At 44.4% G+C, this 19,775-nt stretch carries 9 protein-coding genes and 1 pseudogene; 6 read left to right on the forward strand and 4 right to left on the reverse strand.

Annotated features, from left to right (window positions below):
• Nucleotides 1-2 precede the first annotated feature (2 nt).
• Both AC1DRQ_RS05630 and AC1DRQ_RS05635 read left to right on the forward strand, forming a co-directional pair.
• Nucleotides 3-947, forward strand: a complete 945-nt coding sequence (locus AC1DRQ_RS05630) for a hypothetical protein (protein ID WP_477422769.1) — start codon at nucleotides 3-5, stop codon at nucleotides 945-947.
• Nucleotides 948-1,068: 121 nt separating this feature from the next.
• On the forward strand, nucleotides 1,069-4,665 hold the full coding sequence (locus tag AC1DRQ_RS05635) for a family 43 glycosylhydrolase (protein ID WP_477422771.1): 3,597 nt from the start codon (nucleotides 1,069-1,071) through the stop codon (nucleotides 4,663-4,665).
• A gap of 272 nt (nucleotides 4,666-4,937) precedes the next feature.
• Here the strand turns inward: AC1DRQ_RS05635 and AC1DRQ_RS05640 are convergent, their stop codons facing one another.
• From AC1DRQ_RS05640 to AC1DRQ_RS05655, 4 genes and pseudogenes are all read right to left on the reverse strand, one after another.
• On the reverse strand, nucleotides 4,938-5,225 hold the full coding sequence (locus AC1DRQ_RS05640) for a hypothetical protein (protein ID WP_477422772.1): 288 nt from the start codon (nucleotides 5,223-5,225) through the stop codon (nucleotides 4,938-4,940).
• 241 nt (nucleotides 5,226-5,466) lie between these two features.
• Entirely contained in the window at nucleotides 5,467-5,823 is a 357-nt protein-coding gene (locus tag AC1DRQ_RS05645; protein ID WP_477422774.1) for a nuclear transport factor 2 family protein, read from the reverse strand.
• A gap of 51 nt (nucleotides 5,824-5,874) precedes the next feature.
• A pseudogene (locus AC1DRQ_RS05650) lies at nucleotides 5,875-6,108 on the reverse strand (beta-L-arabinofuranosidase domain-containing protein); the annotation flags it as partial.
• A 654-nt stretch (nucleotides 6,109-6,762) separates the two neighbouring features.
• Nucleotides 6,763-9,120, reverse strand: a complete 2,358-nt coding sequence (locus tag AC1DRQ_RS05655) for a TonB-dependent receptor (protein WP_477422776.1) — start codon at nucleotides 9,118-9,120, stop codon at nucleotides 6,763-6,765.
• A gap of 109 nt (nucleotides 9,121-9,229) precedes the next feature.
• Between AC1DRQ_RS05655 and AC1DRQ_RS05660 the strand changes: the two genes are divergently transcribed.
• The 4 genes from AC1DRQ_RS05660 (at nucleotide 9,230) to AC1DRQ_RS05675 (ending at nucleotide 19,668) form a co-directional block, all read left to right on the forward strand.
• Complete coding sequence (locus tag AC1DRQ_RS05660) at nucleotides 9,230-10,822, forward strand: histidine kinase (RefSeq protein ID WP_477422778.1); 1,593 nt, start codon at nucleotides 9,230-9,232, stop codon at nucleotides 10,820-10,822.
• A complete protein-coding gene (locus AC1DRQ_RS05665) occupies nucleotides 10,819-11,523 on the forward strand; it encodes a LytR/AlgR family response regulator transcription factor (RefSeq protein WP_477422780.1) in 705 nt (234 codons plus the stop codon). Before AC1DRQ_RS05660 ends, AC1DRQ_RS05665 begins: the two co-directional genes overlap by 4 nt.
• Nucleotides 11,524-12,027: 504 nt before the next feature.
• The gene (locus AC1DRQ_RS05670) at nucleotides 12,028-18,714 is read left to right on the forward strand and encodes a cellulose binding domain-containing protein (RefSeq protein ID WP_477422782.1); all 6,687 of its coding nucleotides are present in this window, start codon (nucleotides 12,028-12,030) and stop codon (nucleotides 18,712-18,714) included.
• 9 nt (nucleotides 18,715-18,723) lie between these two features.
• Entirely contained in the window at nucleotides 18,724-19,668 is a 945-nt protein-coding gene (locus AC1DRQ_RS05675) for a PorP/SprF family type IX secretion system membrane protein (protein ID WP_477422784.1), read from the forward strand.
• Nucleotides 19,669-19,775 lie beyond the last annotated feature (107 nt).

Below are 19,775 nucleotides of genomic sequence, written 5' to 3' on the forward strand. Positions count from 1 at the left end.
AGATGAAAAAGAACTTTATATATTTATCATACCTTGGTTTTTTACTAAYCTTAGTTATCTGTGGCTGTAAAAAACCAGAGGTGGGTTACATCAGCAATAACCTCAATTATAGCCCGCAGTTGCTTATTGTACCCCAGGGCTTAACCATGTATTCAAATTCCATCAATTCAGATCAGTCAACCCAGCCATTAATGGTTAAATTGCTGGCTATCAGGAATAAACTTACAGGCAAGCCTGCTCCTGAACTTTTGCAGCCGGATACCATCAGCACATTTTCCGGCGAGATCACTGACGCCGATTCAACGCTTGCATTGTTAAATGCCAAGATCACCAAAAGCCTGAAACCACCATTTCATGTAAACCCCATAGGTGGCAGGCTTGAATTTAGTACAGCTACTGTGAATGTTGATTCGGGGTTATATACTATTGATGTAGAGGTAAGCAATCAAAGAGGAACAAAAACACTGCTTAACGCCTGTGATATTCAGCTGGTGGCTAAAATAAATTCGTCTATTGGCACCACGTTTTCCTCCTATTCAGATGTAGGGGCCGAAACTAATTTTATTACACTGCCCAATCCTGAAGCAACCATCGAGCGTACGGCCGGTCCTGATAAAATTATTATCAAGGTGGTTGATAAAAACGGAAAACCCTTTAACCCATCAGCAGGCGAGGTTATAAACAGGGGCGACAGGGGTAATTTTGCACAAATGAATCCGTATTACCCGATGGTTAAAACCGCAATAGGCATGGAGTGGGGTTTTCCGGTTTTGCCAAATGGTTTCCCTATAAAATTAGGAGCCAACGGTACACTGAGTTATTACAGGATACCGGGCACGTTCAATACGTTAAATAAAAATGTGAATTTGGCTTTTGATGCATTTAAAGTGTATTCTCCGGGTACTTATACACTTACGATTACCTTGCCTACAATAACAAAAAAATAAAAATAAAATAGTTGATCCTGGTTAATTTAGTTGAAACGAAGATGGCCGTCCTGCAAAGCGCAGGCGGCTTCTTAGGCTTAGTTAATATCAACAAACCGAAGGGTTATTTATACTTTCTTACATGAGTTTACAACGGTGTGTTTTACTGACTTTTATTCTGTTTGCATGTTTCATTACCGCAAAGGTTTTAGGCCAAAGCCAAGCCGTTTCGGCAGGGAATGGTAACCCTATAATCCCCGGCTATTTTGCCGATCCGACGATAAAGAAGTTTGGAGATACGTTTTACTTGTATACAACAACCGATGGTAACGGTGGAGGCCTGGGACCGTCACAAGTATGGACTTCTAAAGATTTTGTGAACTGGACAATGCAGGACATGAACTGGCCTACCACACACAATTACTGGGCGCCTGATGCAACCCGGGGTAACGACGGGAAGTATTACCTGTACTATTGCCAGCCCACAGTTGAAATATATGGGGCATCAGCTTCGACACCGGTTGGACCCTGGATACCTTTGTATGCCGATAATAAACCCGTACTGACCAATTTATACGTTCCTGGTGTAATAACGCTTGACGGGCAAACATTCAGAGATGACGATGGCAAATTTTATATGACCTGGGGCACCTGGGGTATTTACCCGGGTTATGGGTGTGGTATAGGGCTTTTAAACCCCGATATGAAAACATTTGCTAAAACAGCGCAGATACCCAATACCGATGCTAAAGATTTTTTTGAAGGTTCATTCCTGTTTAAGCGCAAGGGTATCTATTATCTGATGTATTCATCGGGTTTTTGCGAAAATGAAACCTACCGGGTACAGTATGTCACGAGTAAAACCGGGCCGATGTCTGGCTATGTGTACGGAAAAAACAGCCCGATACTTACTACCAATGCCGATGGAACGGTTCATGGGCCGGGTCATAATTCGGTATTACAGGTTGGGGACGATTATTACATTATATATCATCGTCATAATAACCCGCATTCGGGTGGGGGCTATCACCGGCAGATCTGTGCCGATAAGCTTGTTTTTGACGCGGATGGTAATATTGAAAAGGTAATCCCGACGCACACAGGCATAGGCTTACTGGCGAAGGCCACTAACCCGTACCCCAACCTGGCTTATCAAAAAAAGGTGACCGCTTCTTCATTTTACAGCGACGATTATAAGCCGGAATTCGCAGCAGACGATAATAACGGAACTTTGTGGAAGTCTAAAGATAACAGTACGGCTCCGGCATGGTTACAAGTAGACCTTGGCGCTGTGACGACAGTGAAAAAGGTGCTGACGCAATTTGAATACGCCACCTGGTATTACCAGTATTTTATTGAATACTCCATCAATGGAAAGGATTGGCAAATTTTTGCTGATAAAAGGGACAACCGGTGGCACGGCAGCCCCGTGATTGACGAAAAGGAGGTAAAAGCACGGTATATCAGGTTGACGATCACCGGGACAGAGTACCCGGGTTTGTATAAGGCGGTGTGGAACTTAAAGGTGTTTGCTGACGGCGGCCACGATGTTGTTCCGGCTAATATCAATCCGCCGGCAAACAGAGCCAGCTTCAAACAACAGGGTTTACTTATCGATGTTGACGCGGATGGCCTGCAACCGGGAACGATGGTTAAGGAATGGGCCAATAAAGGCAGTTTAGGCAGTTCATTCCAGACACAAGGCCGGTCCCCTTATGTAGATTTTGTTGCGGGCAAAAAAGCGGTTGTTTTTAAAGCCGGGCAAACTTTGAGTTCGGGTTTTAACGTGCCATATTCGCTGGCTGGCAATAACAGTTATACGGTTTGCTTTTGGGCTTATACAGGCCAGCAAAAAGGCGAAAACCCGGTGCTTGACTGGGCCGATGGGGGTGGAGATTTAACGGTTGCCACTTTCGGTTACGGTAGTAACCGCGATATGGGCGCCGCCCGGCATGGAGGATTTGCGGATCTTCCGTACCGAAAGGACATGGACCTTACCGGCAGGTGGCATTACGTCGCCATCAGTTTCGACGGTACGTTTGAGAAAGTATATGTTGATGGCGAACTGAATAACCTGGAAAATAAAATGCTTTTCGTAAAGCCGGCCGCTAAGTTTTTGATCGGCGGTCAGCAAGCCGGCCCTGGCCGTTTTTCAGGGGCCTTGGCTTCACTGCAGGTTTATGACAGGGTTTTGCCCGATACAGCGATAAAAGCGGCTTTTAGCCATGTAAAACAGCCAGATGTAGCCGTTTACCTTGATGCGGCCAAGCTGCCTTATGGCCAATTAAAAAGCTGGGCTAACGATGGAGAAGCGGGCGGGCGTTTTACACCTGCAGGTACGCCGCCCGAGGTGAGGGATGCGGCCGGGCGGATAGCCGTTTATGTAGATAGTAAACATTCCCTGATATTAGATAAGCCCTTATTCATCGGTAACGGCAATGAAGGTTATAGTATAGTAGCAATGGTATACAGTAAGGCATCTCAGCAGGGCAAATTTGTCAGCGGTTTTATGCCTGCCGCGATCAAAAATAATGAGGGTTTAAAATTTAATGCAGGTGCTGACAAATGGCACCTGCTCGTTAAAACGTATACAAGTAACCTGGTAAAGGAATACCTGGATGGCCATTTGACCGGCACGAAACGGTCAGCTGTATCCGCAAAAACAACAGGTATGCTGGCACTGGGTGCTGCGGATGCGCATGGTTTTACAGGTTCGATAGCCAGCCTGGTGGTCTATAAACATGCGCTGACAGCTAACGAAATCAACGCCCTGGCTGCTACCCGGCGTCAAAATATCCACCGGCCTGCCGGGGCTGATCTGGTTTATAAAAAACTACCCAAAGCCTTATCGCCGGGAATGATAGCCATGGAAGCGGGTTCGGCTGATCGGTCTGCCGACCTGCAATATCTTTTTTCAGGTGGAGATGAGTTAACACCCGGTAACTGGACTGATAATCCCTATTATATCGATTATGGGCTTTCCCAGGGTAAAACTTACCGGTACAGCTATAAGGTAAGGGATAATTTTGGCAATGTTACTGGCCCTTCTGCCGTAGCGACCGCCAGCACCGGTTTATCACAGTTTGTGATAGCCGCGGATGATTTTTCAATCCGTAAGGATTTTACTACAGGCGATGTGGCAGGCTTCATATGGGATGGGATGCTGGGTAAAGGTACTACACAGACTAATACCAAAGTAGTAGCAGGTGACCATGCGCTCCGGATGGCATCCGTTGGTACCAACTGGGATGGAAATCCACCTTACGGTCCCTTTTTATACAAAAAAGTGAAAGGTGATTTTGTTGCCGAAGTGGAGATCACTGATGTGAGCGGGCTGGCAGAAAAAAAAGTAGCGGGAAACCATGAGGCAGGGCTAATGGTGCGGGTGCCTCGCGGTGAAAAAAGTGGTAGTGGAGGTGAGCAGCTTTTACAAAATGGCATTTTTCCTGCCTGGAACGTAGGTAATATGCTCACCAACCTGATGGATGGTGACCGCAGGCAAACCAACGCCCAATCTGCCTGGAATTTTAACCGTTACCTTCAGATCCAGCGCAGCGGGGATATTTTTTATATCCGCACCAGTAATGATAACGTTCACTGGGTGGATCTGCCCGGCAGCCCGGTTTTACGCACGGATATGAACGGTAAGGCAGTGCAGGTTGGGCCGTACCAATGCACTTATGGGCCGCAACCTGGATTTGGGGACTTTGCAAATTTTAAGCTGGTATGGACCAGGTGATTAGGTGATTTTGCTTATCAATTGATTGCTGTACGAAACAGTGTGTTGACTGCTTCATTATCAAAATAATGATATGAGCCTCCGACTGGAAAATACGGAGCATCTTATAATTAAAAAACTCGGATCGGCGGCGAAAAAAAAGGTGAACAAAGTTAAATAGTCGTTTTTAATTTATTGATTTGTAGATGAAAAGGGGATTGGGCTGGCATCCTGCCGTGATTAGAACCCGCATTACCTTCCCTGTCTATAAATGGGATTATCAGAGTTACCGATCAAAGAAATTCTAACACTAATTGCTCCCATTCCTTTTCCAGAGATAGGTTCGGGCGGATTTGCCGTGCTTTGCTATACCAATAATCGGCGTTCCCAGTATCACCTTCTTTACGATGCAGGTAGGCATGGACCCACGCCGATGCTTTATCTTCGAGATGATCAACCTGTGCATGCGCTTTATGCCAATCGCCTTTACCATCATACCAAAGACTTTTCAACTGCACAGAGTACTCGCTAAGGGGCTGTTCTAGATTTAATGATGCTTTAAATTCCGTTAAAGTTTTCATTTTGCATTAATTTTTTCGACAATCAACGTTAAAACGTGGTTTGTAAGGGAGCTTTTAATAATTCGAGGTTTGTTAGACCACATAGTTTCGATTCATTACTGGCATCAAATCCTATAATCTTCGTAAAGGTCCTAAATTAATCGGGAAAATTAACCAGGATATATATTATGGGAAATTACTGGAAAAAATTAAATAGCAGTCATCGCTATTGTTCTGCTACTGACAATTTTTTTAAGGTGTTTTATTTTGGCTTGGTTTCGATAACAAAAGCTTTTAATTCGGCCATTTTGCCATCGCGAAAACGCCAAACATCGCAGTAGGAGTAGTCAATTACTTTTCCGTCTTCGTCCTTCATGCTGATTTTACCAATTGCTGAAACAAAATCTCCTCCTGCGATTAAATTTTCGACGTCAAACTCCGGTGGTTCCACGTATACCTCTTTCATATACGCTCGAACGGCTTCCTTTCCCATTAAAGTCTTGTCGCCTACAAATTCCCATTTTATATCTTCGGTACATAAAGATAGGAACCCATCATTGTCGCCTTCAGTCACAAAAGTATTTGCTTTTAATAGTATATCCTTATTATTTAAACTCATGTTTTAATAAACATTATCAGTACAAAAAGTTTCATTACCCCCGATAATTAATCATGTTGAAGCAAATGTATAAGTCTCAATTTTACCGGCAGCAATATCTTTCAACATGGCTGTTCCACCCTGTGTGCCGCCAATATAACCGCTTCCTTTTTTGTCCTGGCAACGTTTGAGTTCTGCCAGCATATAATTAAGCCGCCTGTTTAGTTCTGCATCATTGGTAGCAGCATACATATTAGCCAGTGCAGATAAATAGTGCCCACCAATATGGCCATCTAAATCAATATTTTCCCAGTTTCTGAATAGCTATACAGATTGTTTTTTCCTTATTTTTCTATACACAGTAATCCCAGCCAAAAGGATGGCCAATCCTGACAGATGATATTAAAAAGGGTGCTGTCTGGGCATCGGATTTCGAATAGTAGCCAACACTACAAAGAAGTACACCTAAAAATATTTTTATTCTCCCCATAATACTTATTAGTCACCGGGAGAGGGAAAAACGTTACAATAATTTTTCTTTTTGTTACGTGATGACAATTTTCCGTGTCTACTTATAACATTATTAATAACAAAAAGCAAAGCTGTATTAAAACTGTATGGTAAGGGAGGTTACCTCCTACTTTGCAAACAACGTCCGGCCTGCAAAGAAAAGGTTCTGCTTCAGTTTGCCCGTACGGCCCGAAGACCCGTTGGCTAAATATGATGATTGGGGGCAATTATCGTGAGTTTGGTTATCATACTTTTCGTAACATCAATGAACCTGGTGAAAGCAGGGCCTGGTAAATTCATGCTTCTTTGGCGGCAAAACTCCGGTCGCTGGCAGATTACCAGGGTTATCAGTTTACATCAGCAATGAAAGTTTAATCACCAAATACACCTCTATATTGGTAACAGAACCACTGAGAAAATCAATTGATAAGCGTGGTATATTAAATATGCTTAGTCCCGGTTGCCAGTTTTTGCCTGTCGTGCCGAACCATCGTTGCTGATCTTGTAGGTTAAACTCACTCTGTACCGTGCACCGTTGAACCGGCTCATGGTGGTAAGTGAATAATCCTGTCCTGTTACAACCGTACGATAGCGCCGGGTGTCGAAGATGTTGGTCGCATCAGCGGCGATGGAAAAACGGTCATTTAACACTTTTTTACTCATGCCGAAATCAACCCATTGCATGGCACGTATCCGGGTTTGTGCGGTTGAGTTAGGGCCGTTATAATAGTAGCGTGTTTGTATGCCCAGTGCCTTTGGCAATTTAACCTGTACAGTAAGGCGCCCACCCGATGAGGTGCCGGTATAGTTGAAATTGAACCCGTTGTAGCTGCCCTTTTGGCTGAAACGATAAAGGTTAAAATCGGCATTCAGTTGTAAAGCAGTAATGGGATTATACATGAAGTTAAGCTCAAAACCGTGACGCTGCTCCCCGGAGATATTAACCGGTATCGTAACAAAATAGCCTTCCGGATCACGATAAGTATAATCAGAAATAGGTTTGACGATATGCTGATAAAAGATAGTTGGGTTTATCGTAATGAATGAGCTTTGTTTTAAGAACCCTAACTCATAAACATGCGCGTATGATGGGTTAAGGTCAGGATTGCCTATTTCCCTTGAGGAGAGGTCGGTAAGTTCAGCGAAAGGTGATAACTGGTAGAGTGAAGGACGGCTGATGCGTGTACTGTAGTGCACCTGCAGCTGTGATGTAGTATTTATTTTATAATCAAGATGCAGCGTAGGGAAAAACCAGGTGTATGCTTTCTTTGGGATATGATAATTCTTATCGTCCTCAATCCTTACCGCCGTAGCTTCCATACGTAATCCGGCAAGATAGCTCCACTTTTCGTTTTTGTCACTTAGCTGGCTATAAGCTCCCTGTATTTTTTCGTAGTAACGTAAGTCGTTGTTTATGTTATCATAGATCGTAAAATTATCCCCTGTTTGCTGTTCAGCTACAAAGCTATACCTGATACTCCGGTTCTCTGTTTTTAAGCCAGCTTCAAGCAATAGGCTGCCAGTCAGTGGTTGTACCCAATCAGACTGGATCAGAAGATCATGATTAGCGTTTGTATTATTGGTGCGAATAGCGGGATATTCCGCCTTTTCCGGTGCTACCTTATCTGTTTGTAATTGCCAGTTCTTATGACTGTTCCACCAATCGTATTGAAGGTCAACAGTCCATTTTTGCTTAGGCCTTTTAAATAACTGGGTATAGTTATACTCCAGCTGGTTGTAATTCCGGTGTTCCCGGGATTCGCCGCTACGTTTGAGTGTGCTGTCTGGTTGAAGGCTGCTGTAATCGTAATTTAGCCAGGTTTTGTCATGATCATGGGTACCATGCCACAGGTACGCGGCCGTCATGGTTTGTTTTTCACTCAGCTGGTAATCTGTCCCTGCATAGAGCATTTTACCATCGTCATGCCGGTCTTCATCCTGAAGCATGGCTAAATTATTAGCAGGAGTAAATTGGTTGGAGGAATATTTGCCCTTGTAGTCAGATTTGCGCATGCCCATGGTGGAAAAGAAATAGAATTTTTCGGATTTATAATTAAGGCTTGGGTTTAGGCGGGTATCATTTGGAATACCGGCCATTACCTGCACCTGTCCGTTGAAACCTGCTTTTTTATTTTTTTTGAGGATGATATTGATTACACCGGCGGTGCCGGAAGCATCATAACGGGCAGAAGGACTGCTGATAACTTCGACCCGTTCAACCTGCGCCGCCTGCAGCTGTTCCAGGGCATTGCCTTGTACCAGGCCTGAGCGGCGGCCGTTAATAAGAACGACAACCCCGGGGTTGCCACGAAGGCTGACCTGCCCCTGCGGGCTGACGCTAACGGAAGGTATACCATTCAGCACATCGCTCACGGATCCGTTCTGGGAGAGCACATCTTTGCCCACTTCAAATACTTTTTTATCCGGCAGGATACTTAAGGCTGGTTTTTCGCCGGTAACAACTACTTCAGCAAGTGTTTTCGCATCCGGGGATAATGCCAGGCCGGCAAGCGCCAGCTTTTGGCCTGTACTGAGTCGAATCGTACGTGTTATAGTCAGGTACCCCATAGACCTGCACTCAAGGACATAAGAGCCGGGTTTTACCGGGCCAAGCACAAAGGTTCCTGTTTCTCCGGTCATAACACCGGTTACCGGTTTGTTCAGGCTATCCAGCAGACTCGCTGTTGCATATGGCAGGGGCAAACCGGTTTTTTTTTCAATCAGGGTACCGGACACCGTTTGCGCTATGCCCTGGTTGGAAAGCAAGATGAAAAGGAAGAATACAAAGAGTTTTGCTACATAATTCATGAAGCAAGATTATAATGTATAATTCACAGCTGCCACTAAAATGCTGTCAGCTGCACTATTGCCTTTTTAACTGCACTAAAACTTATCTAATTCAATTTATCTTTACCTCATGCAAAAGTGGCTGTTAATCCTGTTGTTGTTTTTCCTGGTATCCTGTACACGTGATATCAGGTATACTGCAAGTGATGCAGTAGTGGATACCGCTTCAGCCGGCCAATTCCATGCGCGCGTGTATATCAACCTGCAAGAAAAGAAATTTGCGACTCCGCTCGGTGTACAGGTGCACAGTTTCGGCGCTTTTGATGTTTACTGGGATGGCATAAAAGTAGGCCGGAACGGTATCCCTGCAATTGCGGGTTCTGCAGAAGTGCCGGGTACTGAAACCAGCTACTACCAAATACCTGATGCGCTTTCGGGATTGGGAAATCACCTGGTGGAAGTAAAAGGATCGCAAATGCATCTCAGGGAGACAGGTCGGATAGTCATGGCTAAGCCCGAAAGTTACCTTAAGTTACTGCGACAGCCGCTGATAGAGCTTTCATTAGTAAATCTTATGGCGGGTGCTTTTTTAATAGCGGCCATTTACTATGCTTTTTTATATATCAACAGCCAGGCGCGACCGAAAACAATGTTGTTGTTTGCACTGATCTGTTTCCTGTTCTTTTCGCTGCTGGCAATGGAGTACATCAAGTTTTACATTGATATTCCCTATACCCGCTTTTATACCAGGCTGAAAATTGTTGGCTGGCTTACTTTTGCCATTGCGCTGCTTATTCCCTTGTACTTTGCCATTCACTACCGCTTACCTGGAACCGGTATTTTTATAGGTTCGTTTGCTGTTGTCCTGTTAGCCATTTATATAATTAATTATGAGCATTACGACCTTACCGCTCATTTGCACAGTCTGGCCTTATGGATTGCTTCGGTGCTCGTATTGCTGTACGCCCTCCTAAAAAAGCAAAAAGGCAGTACGCTGGTACTTATGGGTTTTGTTTTATCTATGGTGGTTAATCAGTTTATGTTTTACGATTTTGGTTTGTACATTGCCTTTACCATTATTCTGCTTTGCATATTATACCTGCAAACAACCACATCAAGGCAGTTGGAAGAAGCCCATCAGGCGTCTCTGCTGTTATCATCGCGTCTGCAGCTCGAACTGGTGAAAAAAAATATCCAGCCGCATTTTCTTCGCAACACGCTTACTTCGCTCATTGATTGGGTGGAAGAATCGCCTGCCGATGGTGTAAAGTTCATCAAGGCCCTGTCGGGCGAATTTGACCTGATGATGGAAATGGCAGAAGAAACATTGGTATCCGTGCGGCGGGAAATAGACCTGTGCAGACATCATCTTGAAGTGATGCAGTACCGGAAGGAAATAATATATATTTGGGATGAACAGGGTATAGATGACCATGAGATGATTCCGCCGGCGGTTATTCTAACATTAGTAGAAAATGGGGTAACCCATAGTATCCCTGTCAATAACCGCATTCGTTTTGTTTTTAATTTTAAACGGTCGGGACACATTAAGGAATATGTATTGGAAACCTATGGCGATAACCGCGTCACTGAAAAAGCATCGGGCGGAAATGGATTTAGGTATATTAAGGCAAGACTAACGGAAAGTTATGGAGATAATTGGCAATTCAGTGCAGAACCGTTTTCCGGGGGCTGGCGCAGCAGTATTCAGATAAGTATATGAATATTTTAATTATCGAGGACGAGATGCGTATAGCACGGCGGTTAGCCCGTATGGTACGCCTGTATTTTGAACAGGAGGGAGCCTCACTTATAATTTGCGATGACCTGCAGGACGGCTTAGCTTATCTGGAAAAGCATACTGTAGAACTGCTGCTGCTCGACCTTAATTTGAACGGCAAGGATGGCTTTACGGTACTGGAAGCTATGGTATCACGCTCTTTTCAAACTATCATCGTGTCTGCATACACCGATAAAGCCATAACCGCATTCGCTTACGGCGTGCTTGATTTTGTACCAAAACCATTTGACGAGGAGCGTTTGTTCCGGGCGTTTAAAAGATTAGACAAAGCCAGCCCTGCTGTCACGGGATATGAATTGAAATATCTGGCTGTGCGCAATAACGGCATCATCAAACTTGTAAATGTAAGTGATGTACACAGCGTTAAAGGAGCGGGGAGCTACAGCGAGCTGCGGTTATACAATGGCAGTAGTTGGCTGCACGATAAAAGCCTTGATGCAATTGAACGACTGCTTCCAAATGACCAGTTTGTGCGTATACATCGTTCATATATCATCAGATGGCAGGAAGCTGTAAAACTGTTAATAGAGCCGGGAGGCAGATATTCCATAGAACTGAAAAATGGAGAGGTGCTTCCTGTGGCACGTTCAAGGTATCCATCGTTGCGCAATATATGTTTATGAAAGCGGTACAATGAGGGTTTATTGATCTGTTAGCATCCTTGTCTCAAACAATTCTCGAACATCTTTATTAAAGTTTAAATGGAAAAGCCGTGGCTAAAACTATGGCTCTTTTACTAAATAACCAATGTCGCCTGGCATCCGGAAGATTTCAATTCATCCAAATTCATGATTTTTATTTTTACCCCCTATGATTGCTCCCAGATCCCCCCTTGGGTTTCCATTTTGGAGGCGATATTTGGTTATTGATTCACAAATCAATAACCAAATATCGCCTTACAATTTGCCTGAGTTAATGGATAAACAACAACTGTAATTTTTACGACCAAACGAGGGAAACCTTAAAAAAAATAATCACCTGAAATAAGTGTGACACGCTATGGTTGCGAATGCATAGTAATGGAAATTTAATATTCAGACTATCACATTTATTTCAGGATAGGAGCAGGAAACCTATATGTAAACTGAAGGAAGTAACCAATGATTAAATCGGTATAAATTGAAAATATGAGAAAACAACTAACCTATTTTTTTTCGTTAATTTTTGTGGCATTACTTTCTATTACTGGCCTGGTGTACCGGGCACATGCCCAGACCTTTGTACATCCCGGAGTTCCTTTCACCCGGGCAGACCTGGATCAACTGAAAGGCAATATTACCAAAGAGCCTTGGCTTACAGGATATAACTCCCTCAAAAGCGATTCGCATTCGCAATTAAGCTATTCCATGAGGGGGCCTTTCGCAACGGTAACCCGTGCGCCTAATTTAAACAATCCGGCCTGGCTGGATGATATGATCGCTATTCATAACCTGGCGTTCATGTATGTTTTTACAGGCGACTCCGCGTACGCCCGAAAAGCCACTAATATGCTGGATGCCTGGGCAGTTACTAATACCAGCTGGGGCGGTGGAGAGAACATGCTCGATATTGGCGACCGTGTAGCTTACTTCGTTGCAGGGGCCGATATCCTGAGAGGTACCTTTCCGGGATGGACAGCCGCTAATGATACACATGTAAATAATTATTTCAGAAATGTTTTATACCCGACTTCATGGGTACCCAACCCTTTAAGAGATGCAAATAAAGGAGCCCTCCAATTGGGAATAGCAGTAGGTATTGCCGCTTATCTGGGCGATCAGGCACTATGGCAGCAGGCCATTGAAGTATACCGCATGGATGCGGGTGGAGGATTACGCAATAGCTTACCTAATGGCGAGGTAGGCGATTCGGGACGTGATGACCATTGGTTTGAGCAAATTCAGGCGCTTGGATGGAGCGCGGAAGTAGCTTGGAAACAAGGTGTTGACCTGTTTTCGGAATTTGACAATCGTTTGCTTAAAATCGGCGAATTATATAGCCAGTATAGCCAGTCGCCTGCCGGCACCTTATCTTTTGTACCATACGGGGCCTATGCCAGCTATTGGACCAATTGGGGAATCCCTCCTGGGTATGTTCACAGGCATCCGTTTAACAATATTATTAAGGGAGCGTATGCACTGCGTAAGGGCATTCCAACCCCATATACCGAACAAATACGGGCGCTGGCTGGCGAGGATGGCTTCTCCTTTTTATATTTAAAGTCGGCAGACACCTCACATGCCACCCCATTAACGCCTGTTGTTTATCCTGCCGATCTCGCTCAACCGGTTAGCAACCTCAGTAATATTGATATTGGCAGTACTGGTTTAACCGGTTCCGCGTCCTACAATAATGGTACCTGGACGGTGAAGGCGGCAGGGAAATCGGAATACAATGCGAGCAATTTTACTTTTCAACAGGCTAATGGCGATGTTGGTATGATTATGAAGGTTGAAAGTAACTCCATGAATACAGCTGTTACCGGTTTGATGATCCGGTCATCGCTATCACCAACAGCCAATTATGTAGCTGTAGATCTGGGCGGAAACGGCAGCGTTTGGGCAACAGCAAATGGCTCCAGCGCGCAAACATCTTATTCCCATTATCAGCCGAAAGCGCCCTGGTGGCTAAAAATAGAGCGTGTAGGTAACAGGGTATTTGCTTACCATTCGCAGGACGGTATCAACTGGACAAACCATGCATTGTACATTATTACGCTTCCGGCCAACACCTATATTGGTTTTTATACCATTTCCAATAATACTTCAGCTTTAAATACAGCTATATTAACTCATGTATCTGTTAACAGCACATCCGCTACAGGTTCGCCTCTTATAACCAGTGCAACCTCGGCAAGCGGAGTAGTTGGTAATACATTTAATTACGCTATTACAGCAACCGGCAATGCAACAAAGTACAATGCTACAGGCTTGCCTGCCGGTTTAAGTATTGATACACTTGCGGGTGTTATTACCGGCACCCCAACAGCAATAGGACAAAGTGTAGTAAATTTACAGGCTACCAATGCTAATGGTACAGGAACGGCCAGCCTGGTTATTAATGTAACCAGTAACATGGCCCCGGCAACACCGGCGGGCGTTACTGCCGCGGTAACCAATGTTTCAAGCATCAGTATTGCATGGCCTGTAATAGCAAATACAAGCAGCTATAGCGTAAAGCGTTCACTCTCGGCAAGTGGTCCTTTTACTACCATTCAGGACAGTGTAACCAGTACCTCTTATATTGATGCATTGCCCATGCCCGAGATAAACAATTATTATGTTGTTACGGCCCTGGCCGGGGCATTGGAAAGCGGAAACTCAAATGTGGTTTTTGCATCGGTTCCGCCCGCGGCGCCAAATCAGCCGGCGATTGTCAATAAAAACAAAGAGATTGATTTAAGCTGGAACACTGCCTCTGGAGCAGCAACATATAACGTAAAAAGAAGCACCGTAAGTGGCGGCCCTTATACAACCGTAGCCAATGTGCCGGGTACCAGTTATACTGATGTGAATGTAAGCAACGGAAGCCCTTATTATTACGTGATTTCGTCAGTTGGGCAAACCAAAGAAAGCGGAAATTCGGTAGAGGCATTCGGAGTTCCTGGGTCTGGTTCTTATACCTGGAAACCTGCATCCGAAACCGATTCATTAAAACTGGCTTCCAATTGGGTAGAAAATGCTATCCCGGCAAGCCCAGCCATTATAACGTTCAATGCATCGGCCGATACTATTTTGACTAATGACATTAAAGGGCTGGAGGTTTCGCGGATGCAATTTAACGCGGGCGCGAACAGTTATACCATATCCGGCGATACTATCCATTTAAGGAATGACCTGGTTAACAATGCCACAACCTCACATACCCTGAGCATGCCTGTTGTGCTGGATACTTTGCTCAATGTAAACACGATAACCGGTGGTACGGTATCCCTCACCGGAGGGATAAGCGGAAACGGAAGTTTGCTAAAAAACGGTATAGGATATCTTTATATATCAGGAAACAATACCTATACCGGTACCACCACATTAAACGGCAACGGGCAAAGCTGGCCCCCTGTATATGGTTTGGAGGTATCGGGCATTGGTACCGGAACACCTTCGGCTCCAACATCCGGTCCGTTGGGAACAGGTAAGATCATTATGAACGGTGGGGCATTGTTTTCAGTGAATGGCGATGCAACCTTTTATAACGACTTTGAAATAGCTGCCGGTAAAACCAGTTATTTTTATCAAACAAGCAATGCAATAAACCTGCGGGGCAAGCTTTTGGGTAGCGGCACCATTATACAGGATGGCAACGTTTACGCGGGCTTACACCTTTTTGGCGATAACAGCAATTTTACTGGTACTTTTGTATCCAAATTACGTAGCGGTAACAACCGGGTGCGTTTTGAAGTTCCCGAATCAGGCAGTGCCAAGGCTTACTGGAACCTGGATGCCAACGGAAATGACTGCCAGGGCATACTGTTCGCTACGGGAACCATCAGTTTTGGCGCACTTACCGGGAGAGGGGCGATCCGGACAGATGCCGGGGGTAGTCCTACAATCAGCATTGGGGCATTAAACCTTAGTACAACCTTTGGCGGCATTATGTCGGGTTCTATGAATGTAGAAAAGATAGGTGCCGGCGTGCTTATTTTTACCGGAAATAACTCATACAGTGGTACAACCACTATCAGGGGTGGAAAACTCCTGTTAAACAATGATCCGGCATCGGGGGTTTTTAACAGTCCCCTTACAGCAGAGGCCGGTTCGTTCGGCGGAACAGGTAAAGGCACAATGGCGGTTACCATTGGAACCGGAAGCGGAGCAGGCGCAATTCTTGAACCCGGGAACCAGGCTATTGGCTCATTGATAGCCGGTTCCTTAACCTTAAAACCTGATGCTACCTACAATGCTGAAATTGATATGGGTAGCGCCACTGGCGATAAAATAACAGTTACCAGTGTTAGCCTCATTAACAACCCTAAATTATCAGTAACAGGCACTGCGGGCACGTTGCCATCGGGCGCAGCCTACACCATTATTGATAATACAGGCAGCACTGCTATTGCCGGAATCTTTAAGGACCTGCCTGAAATGGCTTTAATTACAGTGGGCGATTACAATTTTCGTATAACTTATAAAGGTGGAACAAGTAATGATGTTCTGTTGCTGGATGACCGCACTTTGCCCGTTACCATTACCAGTGCTTTAGCTGATACCATTGTTGTTGGGAAGTCTTTTAGCTATACCATCGGTGCAATCAAATCGCCCAATAGTTTTTCGGCAACCGGGCTTCCCGATGGGTTGAATATTAATACAGGTACGGGGATTATTTCAGGTACCCCAACCCAAACAGGTGTTTTTCCTGTTATCCTAACCGCGTCAAACGGAAGTACCACGAGTACAGTAACCCTGGTTTTAACCGTTCAAAGCAATATTGTTAGTGGGTTACTGGTTGCGGCAGGAGATGCTAAAAATATAATAGAGTGGGGACCCGTGTCAAACTTTACTTATAAGGTTAAACGTTCAACTACTTCGGGCGGACCTTATACCACAATTGGGAATGTTAGTACTACAAAATACACTGATGTAAACGTTACTAACGGAAGTGCCTATTTTTATGTTGTTACCTCGATTGACAGTACTGTTGAAAGCCCAAACAGCACTGAAGTAATTGCAAAGCCCAATATTGGCCAAAACGATTATTATAAATTTGATGAACCAGGCGGAACAAAAGGGATTGACGCATGGGGAGCTAATCATGCCACGCTTGCGGCCACAGGCAGCCGAGGCACCGGTAAGTATGGGCAGGCGCTCCTGCTGGATGGAACAGCTAATGCCTATGCCACGCTTCCATCAGGTATTATGAGTACGTTGAATGATTTCACTATTTCTGCATGGGTGCGGATGGATGCTATTACTACCTGGATGCGCGTATTTGATTTCGGATCGAGTACTACCCAGTATATGTTTTTATCGGTTCAAGCAGGTATAACAAGCGGGAAATCGATTGTGCGTTACGCGATAAAAAACGGGTCGGCGGCTGAGCAAAATCTTAACTTTAATTATACTTTTCCGCTCAATACCTGGACTAACCTGGCCATAACCAGATCGGGCAGCACCTGCACCATGTATATTAACGGTGCCTCTGTAGCGTCTACCACGGGTATCAGCATCAAACCTTCGGCGCTGGGCGTCACAAGTTTTAATTATTTAGGAAAATCTCAGTTTTCTGCTGATCCAATGTTCAAGGGCTCCATTGATGCGTTTAAGATCTACAGCAGGGCTCTCAGCGCGTCAGAAATTGCTGATGGCTTTTTGGGTGAGCAAATGATTGCCTTTGACCCGATAACTCAGAAAGTAATAGGCGATCCGGATTTTACCATCAATGCTACGGCAAGTTCCAATTTGCCGGTAAGCTACACGAGTTCAGATACTACAGTGGCTACGATAGTTAACGGTAAGATACATATTAAAGGTGCTGGAACAAGTACGGTCATAGCATCCCAAACCGGTAACGAGCAATATACAGCGGCAACTCCCATAAGCCGCATATTGAAGGTTATCCCGCTTAACCTGCAGGTGCAACACCAGGATGGAGATGCCGGGCAATTGACCAATAACATTATCCGTCCTTATGTGAAGATAATGAATGCCGATTCCGTTGGTGTTGCCTATAGCGAATTAACTATGCGTTACTGGTTCACTGCAGAAAATTACGCGGGCATTAATACCTGGATAGATTACGCCCAGTTGGGAAATAGTAATGTAAAAATGAAATATGTTTCTTTAGTTCAGCCCCATAATGGTGCTCTTGGTTATGTGGAATATAGTTTCACCGCACCAGGGAATCTTGGAGCTGGCAGCAATACCGGGCAAATACAATCCAGGCTTGCCAACCAGGACTCGGGAAATTTGAACGAGGCAGATGATTATTCTTATCAAAGTAATACCGGCAGCTACGGTGCCAATAACCACATCACGCTTTATCGGAATGGTATGTTGATATGGGGAATTGAACCGACTGATGTTTCCCCTCTTACCAGCCTGAACGTATTCTATCAGAATCAAAACCAAAGCACAGGCAGCAATACCATCAGCACTTATCTTGCCATTAATAATACCGGTAATGTACCGCTTGCCTATGGAGATATCACCGCGCGTTACTGGTTTACCAAAGACGGGACACAAAGCTTAAACTACTGGATAGATTATGCTAAAAAAGGCAGCGGTAACATAAGCGGCAACTTTGTATCATTAGGTGCAGCACTTAACGGTGCCGATACTTATTTCGAGGTAGCGGTAAACGCTGCTGTGGGCACACTTTACCCCCTGAGCACATCGGGCAATATCCAGTACCGTATAGCCAAATCAGACTGGTCAAACTTTAACGAGCTGAATGATTACTCGTACCTGCCCAAAGATGTGATGAAGGAGAATAACCATATTACTGTTTATTACAAAGGGCAGTTAATTTATGGAACGGAACCTGGTATAACAGGGACCATGGCATCAAAGAATACTGCATTAGCGATATCCCCGCCGCCAGTCACCGTAAATGATGCAATTGTAGTGCACCCAGGTCTTTCGCCCAATAGCGATGGCATCAATGATTTCCTGACCATAGACGGGTTAACGGCATACCCCAATAACAAGTTGATGATCATGGACCGTAATGGGGTTAAGGTGTTTGAAGCCAGGGGCTATGATAACCGCTCAAAAGTATTTGACGGACATTCCAGTATCAATGGGGCCATGCAGCGGCCCGGCACTTATTTTTATTCGCTGGAATACAAGGCAGGTACTGAAAATAAACATAAAACAGGTTTCATTATCATTAAATACTGATAGCACGATATGATCCCGGATATCAATAAAATTTTTAATAGCAAGAAACCCCTGCTTGTTGCATTAAGCCTTTGCCTGTTACTTATGGTAACAGGCAATAGTGCTGTTGCCCAGCAGCAAGCTTTTAGTTATACACAATACATGGATAACCTGACACCGTTTAATCCCGCCTATTCCCTGCTGGATAAGGCCGGATCAATTAATACACTGGCCCGCAGACAATGGGTAGGAGTAGACGGGGCACCGGTAACTTATCTGATCACGGGTAACCTCCCCATTGAATCTATCAATGGTTCTACAGGATTGATTGTATTTAATGACCAGGTTGCCATAGAACGCCAAACCGAGGCAAATGTATATTTTGCAAAGGGGATACAATTAGATTCAAGAAGCATTTTAGCGGTATCGATAAATGCCGGTGTACGAAACTATACCGCCAATTATTCTACCCTGGATGCCACAGATCCAACCTTCAGGAATGATGTCAGGGGAACGAAACCCAATATGGGGTTTGGCGTTATGTATTACACCGACTGGTATTATCTCGGCGTATCTGTGCCCGAACTCACTATAACCAGTCTGGGGACAGCATCTGTACAGGATAATACCAATTTCAGAAATCATTATTATTTCTCCGGGGCATTGATAACCAATGTAAATGAAGATATAAAATTCAAACCGGCTACGCTGGTTTCCTACGCAAAGGGGGTACCTCTTACTGCGGATATATCCGGTATATTTTATATGAAAGGAACATTGGGACTTGGTTTAAACTATCGTACCGATAAAGAAATGTCGGGGATTCTTACTTTAAACATTAATGCATTCCATGTGGGCTATGGCTATCAGTTCGGTACATCATCAACCAATTTGGGGACCTTTAATAATGCCACCCATGAAATATCCCTAAGTTATCGTTTTGGCAGGTGGGCATCTGATCCAAAATTGCTGTAATATATCTGGTTAATAAAAGAATAGTAAAATAGAATAGTAAAATAGGTAATGCAAAGCAATCCTAAATACCTGTCTTATAAATTGTGATATCGATAAAATAATTAAAT

It is taken from the genome of Mucilaginibacter sp. P4_E8 (assembly GCF_056401495.1).

What these genes read in the sequence shown, in the direction of transcription:
- AC1DRQ_RS05645 (WP_477422774.1), bottom strand. Translation starts at nt 5,823, where the DNA reads ATGAGTTTAAATAATAAGGATATACTATTAAAAGCAAATACTTTTGTG.
- AC1DRQ_RS05660 (WP_477422778.1), top strand. Translation starts at nt 9,230, where the DNA reads ATGCAAAAGTGGCTGTTAATCCTGTTGTTGTTTTTCCTGGTATCCTGT.
- AC1DRQ_RS05675 (WP_477422784.1), top strand. Translation starts at nt 18,724, where the DNA reads ATGATCCCGGATATCAATAAAATTTTTAATAGCAAGAAACCCCTGCTT.
- AC1DRQ_RS05640 (WP_477422772.1), bottom strand. Translation starts at nt 5,225, where the DNA reads ATGAAAACTTTAACGGAATTTAAAGCATCATTAAATCTAGAACAGCCC.
- AC1DRQ_RS05665 (WP_477422780.1), top strand. Translation starts at nt 10,819, where the DNA reads ATGAATATTTTAATTATCGAGGACGAGATGCGTATAGCACGGCGGTTA.
- AC1DRQ_RS05670 (WP_477422782.1), top strand. Translation starts at nt 12,028, where the DNA reads ATGAGAAAACAACTAACCTATTTTTTTTCGTTAATTTTTGTGGCATTA.
- AC1DRQ_RS05655 (WP_477422776.1), bottom strand. Translation starts at nt 9,120, where the DNA reads ATGAATTATGTAGCAAAACTCTTTGTATTCTTCCTTTTCATCTTGCTT.
- AC1DRQ_RS05635 (WP_477422771.1), top strand. Translation starts at nt 1,069, where the DNA reads ATGAGTTTACAACGGTGTGTTTTACTGACTTTTATTCTGTTTGCATGT.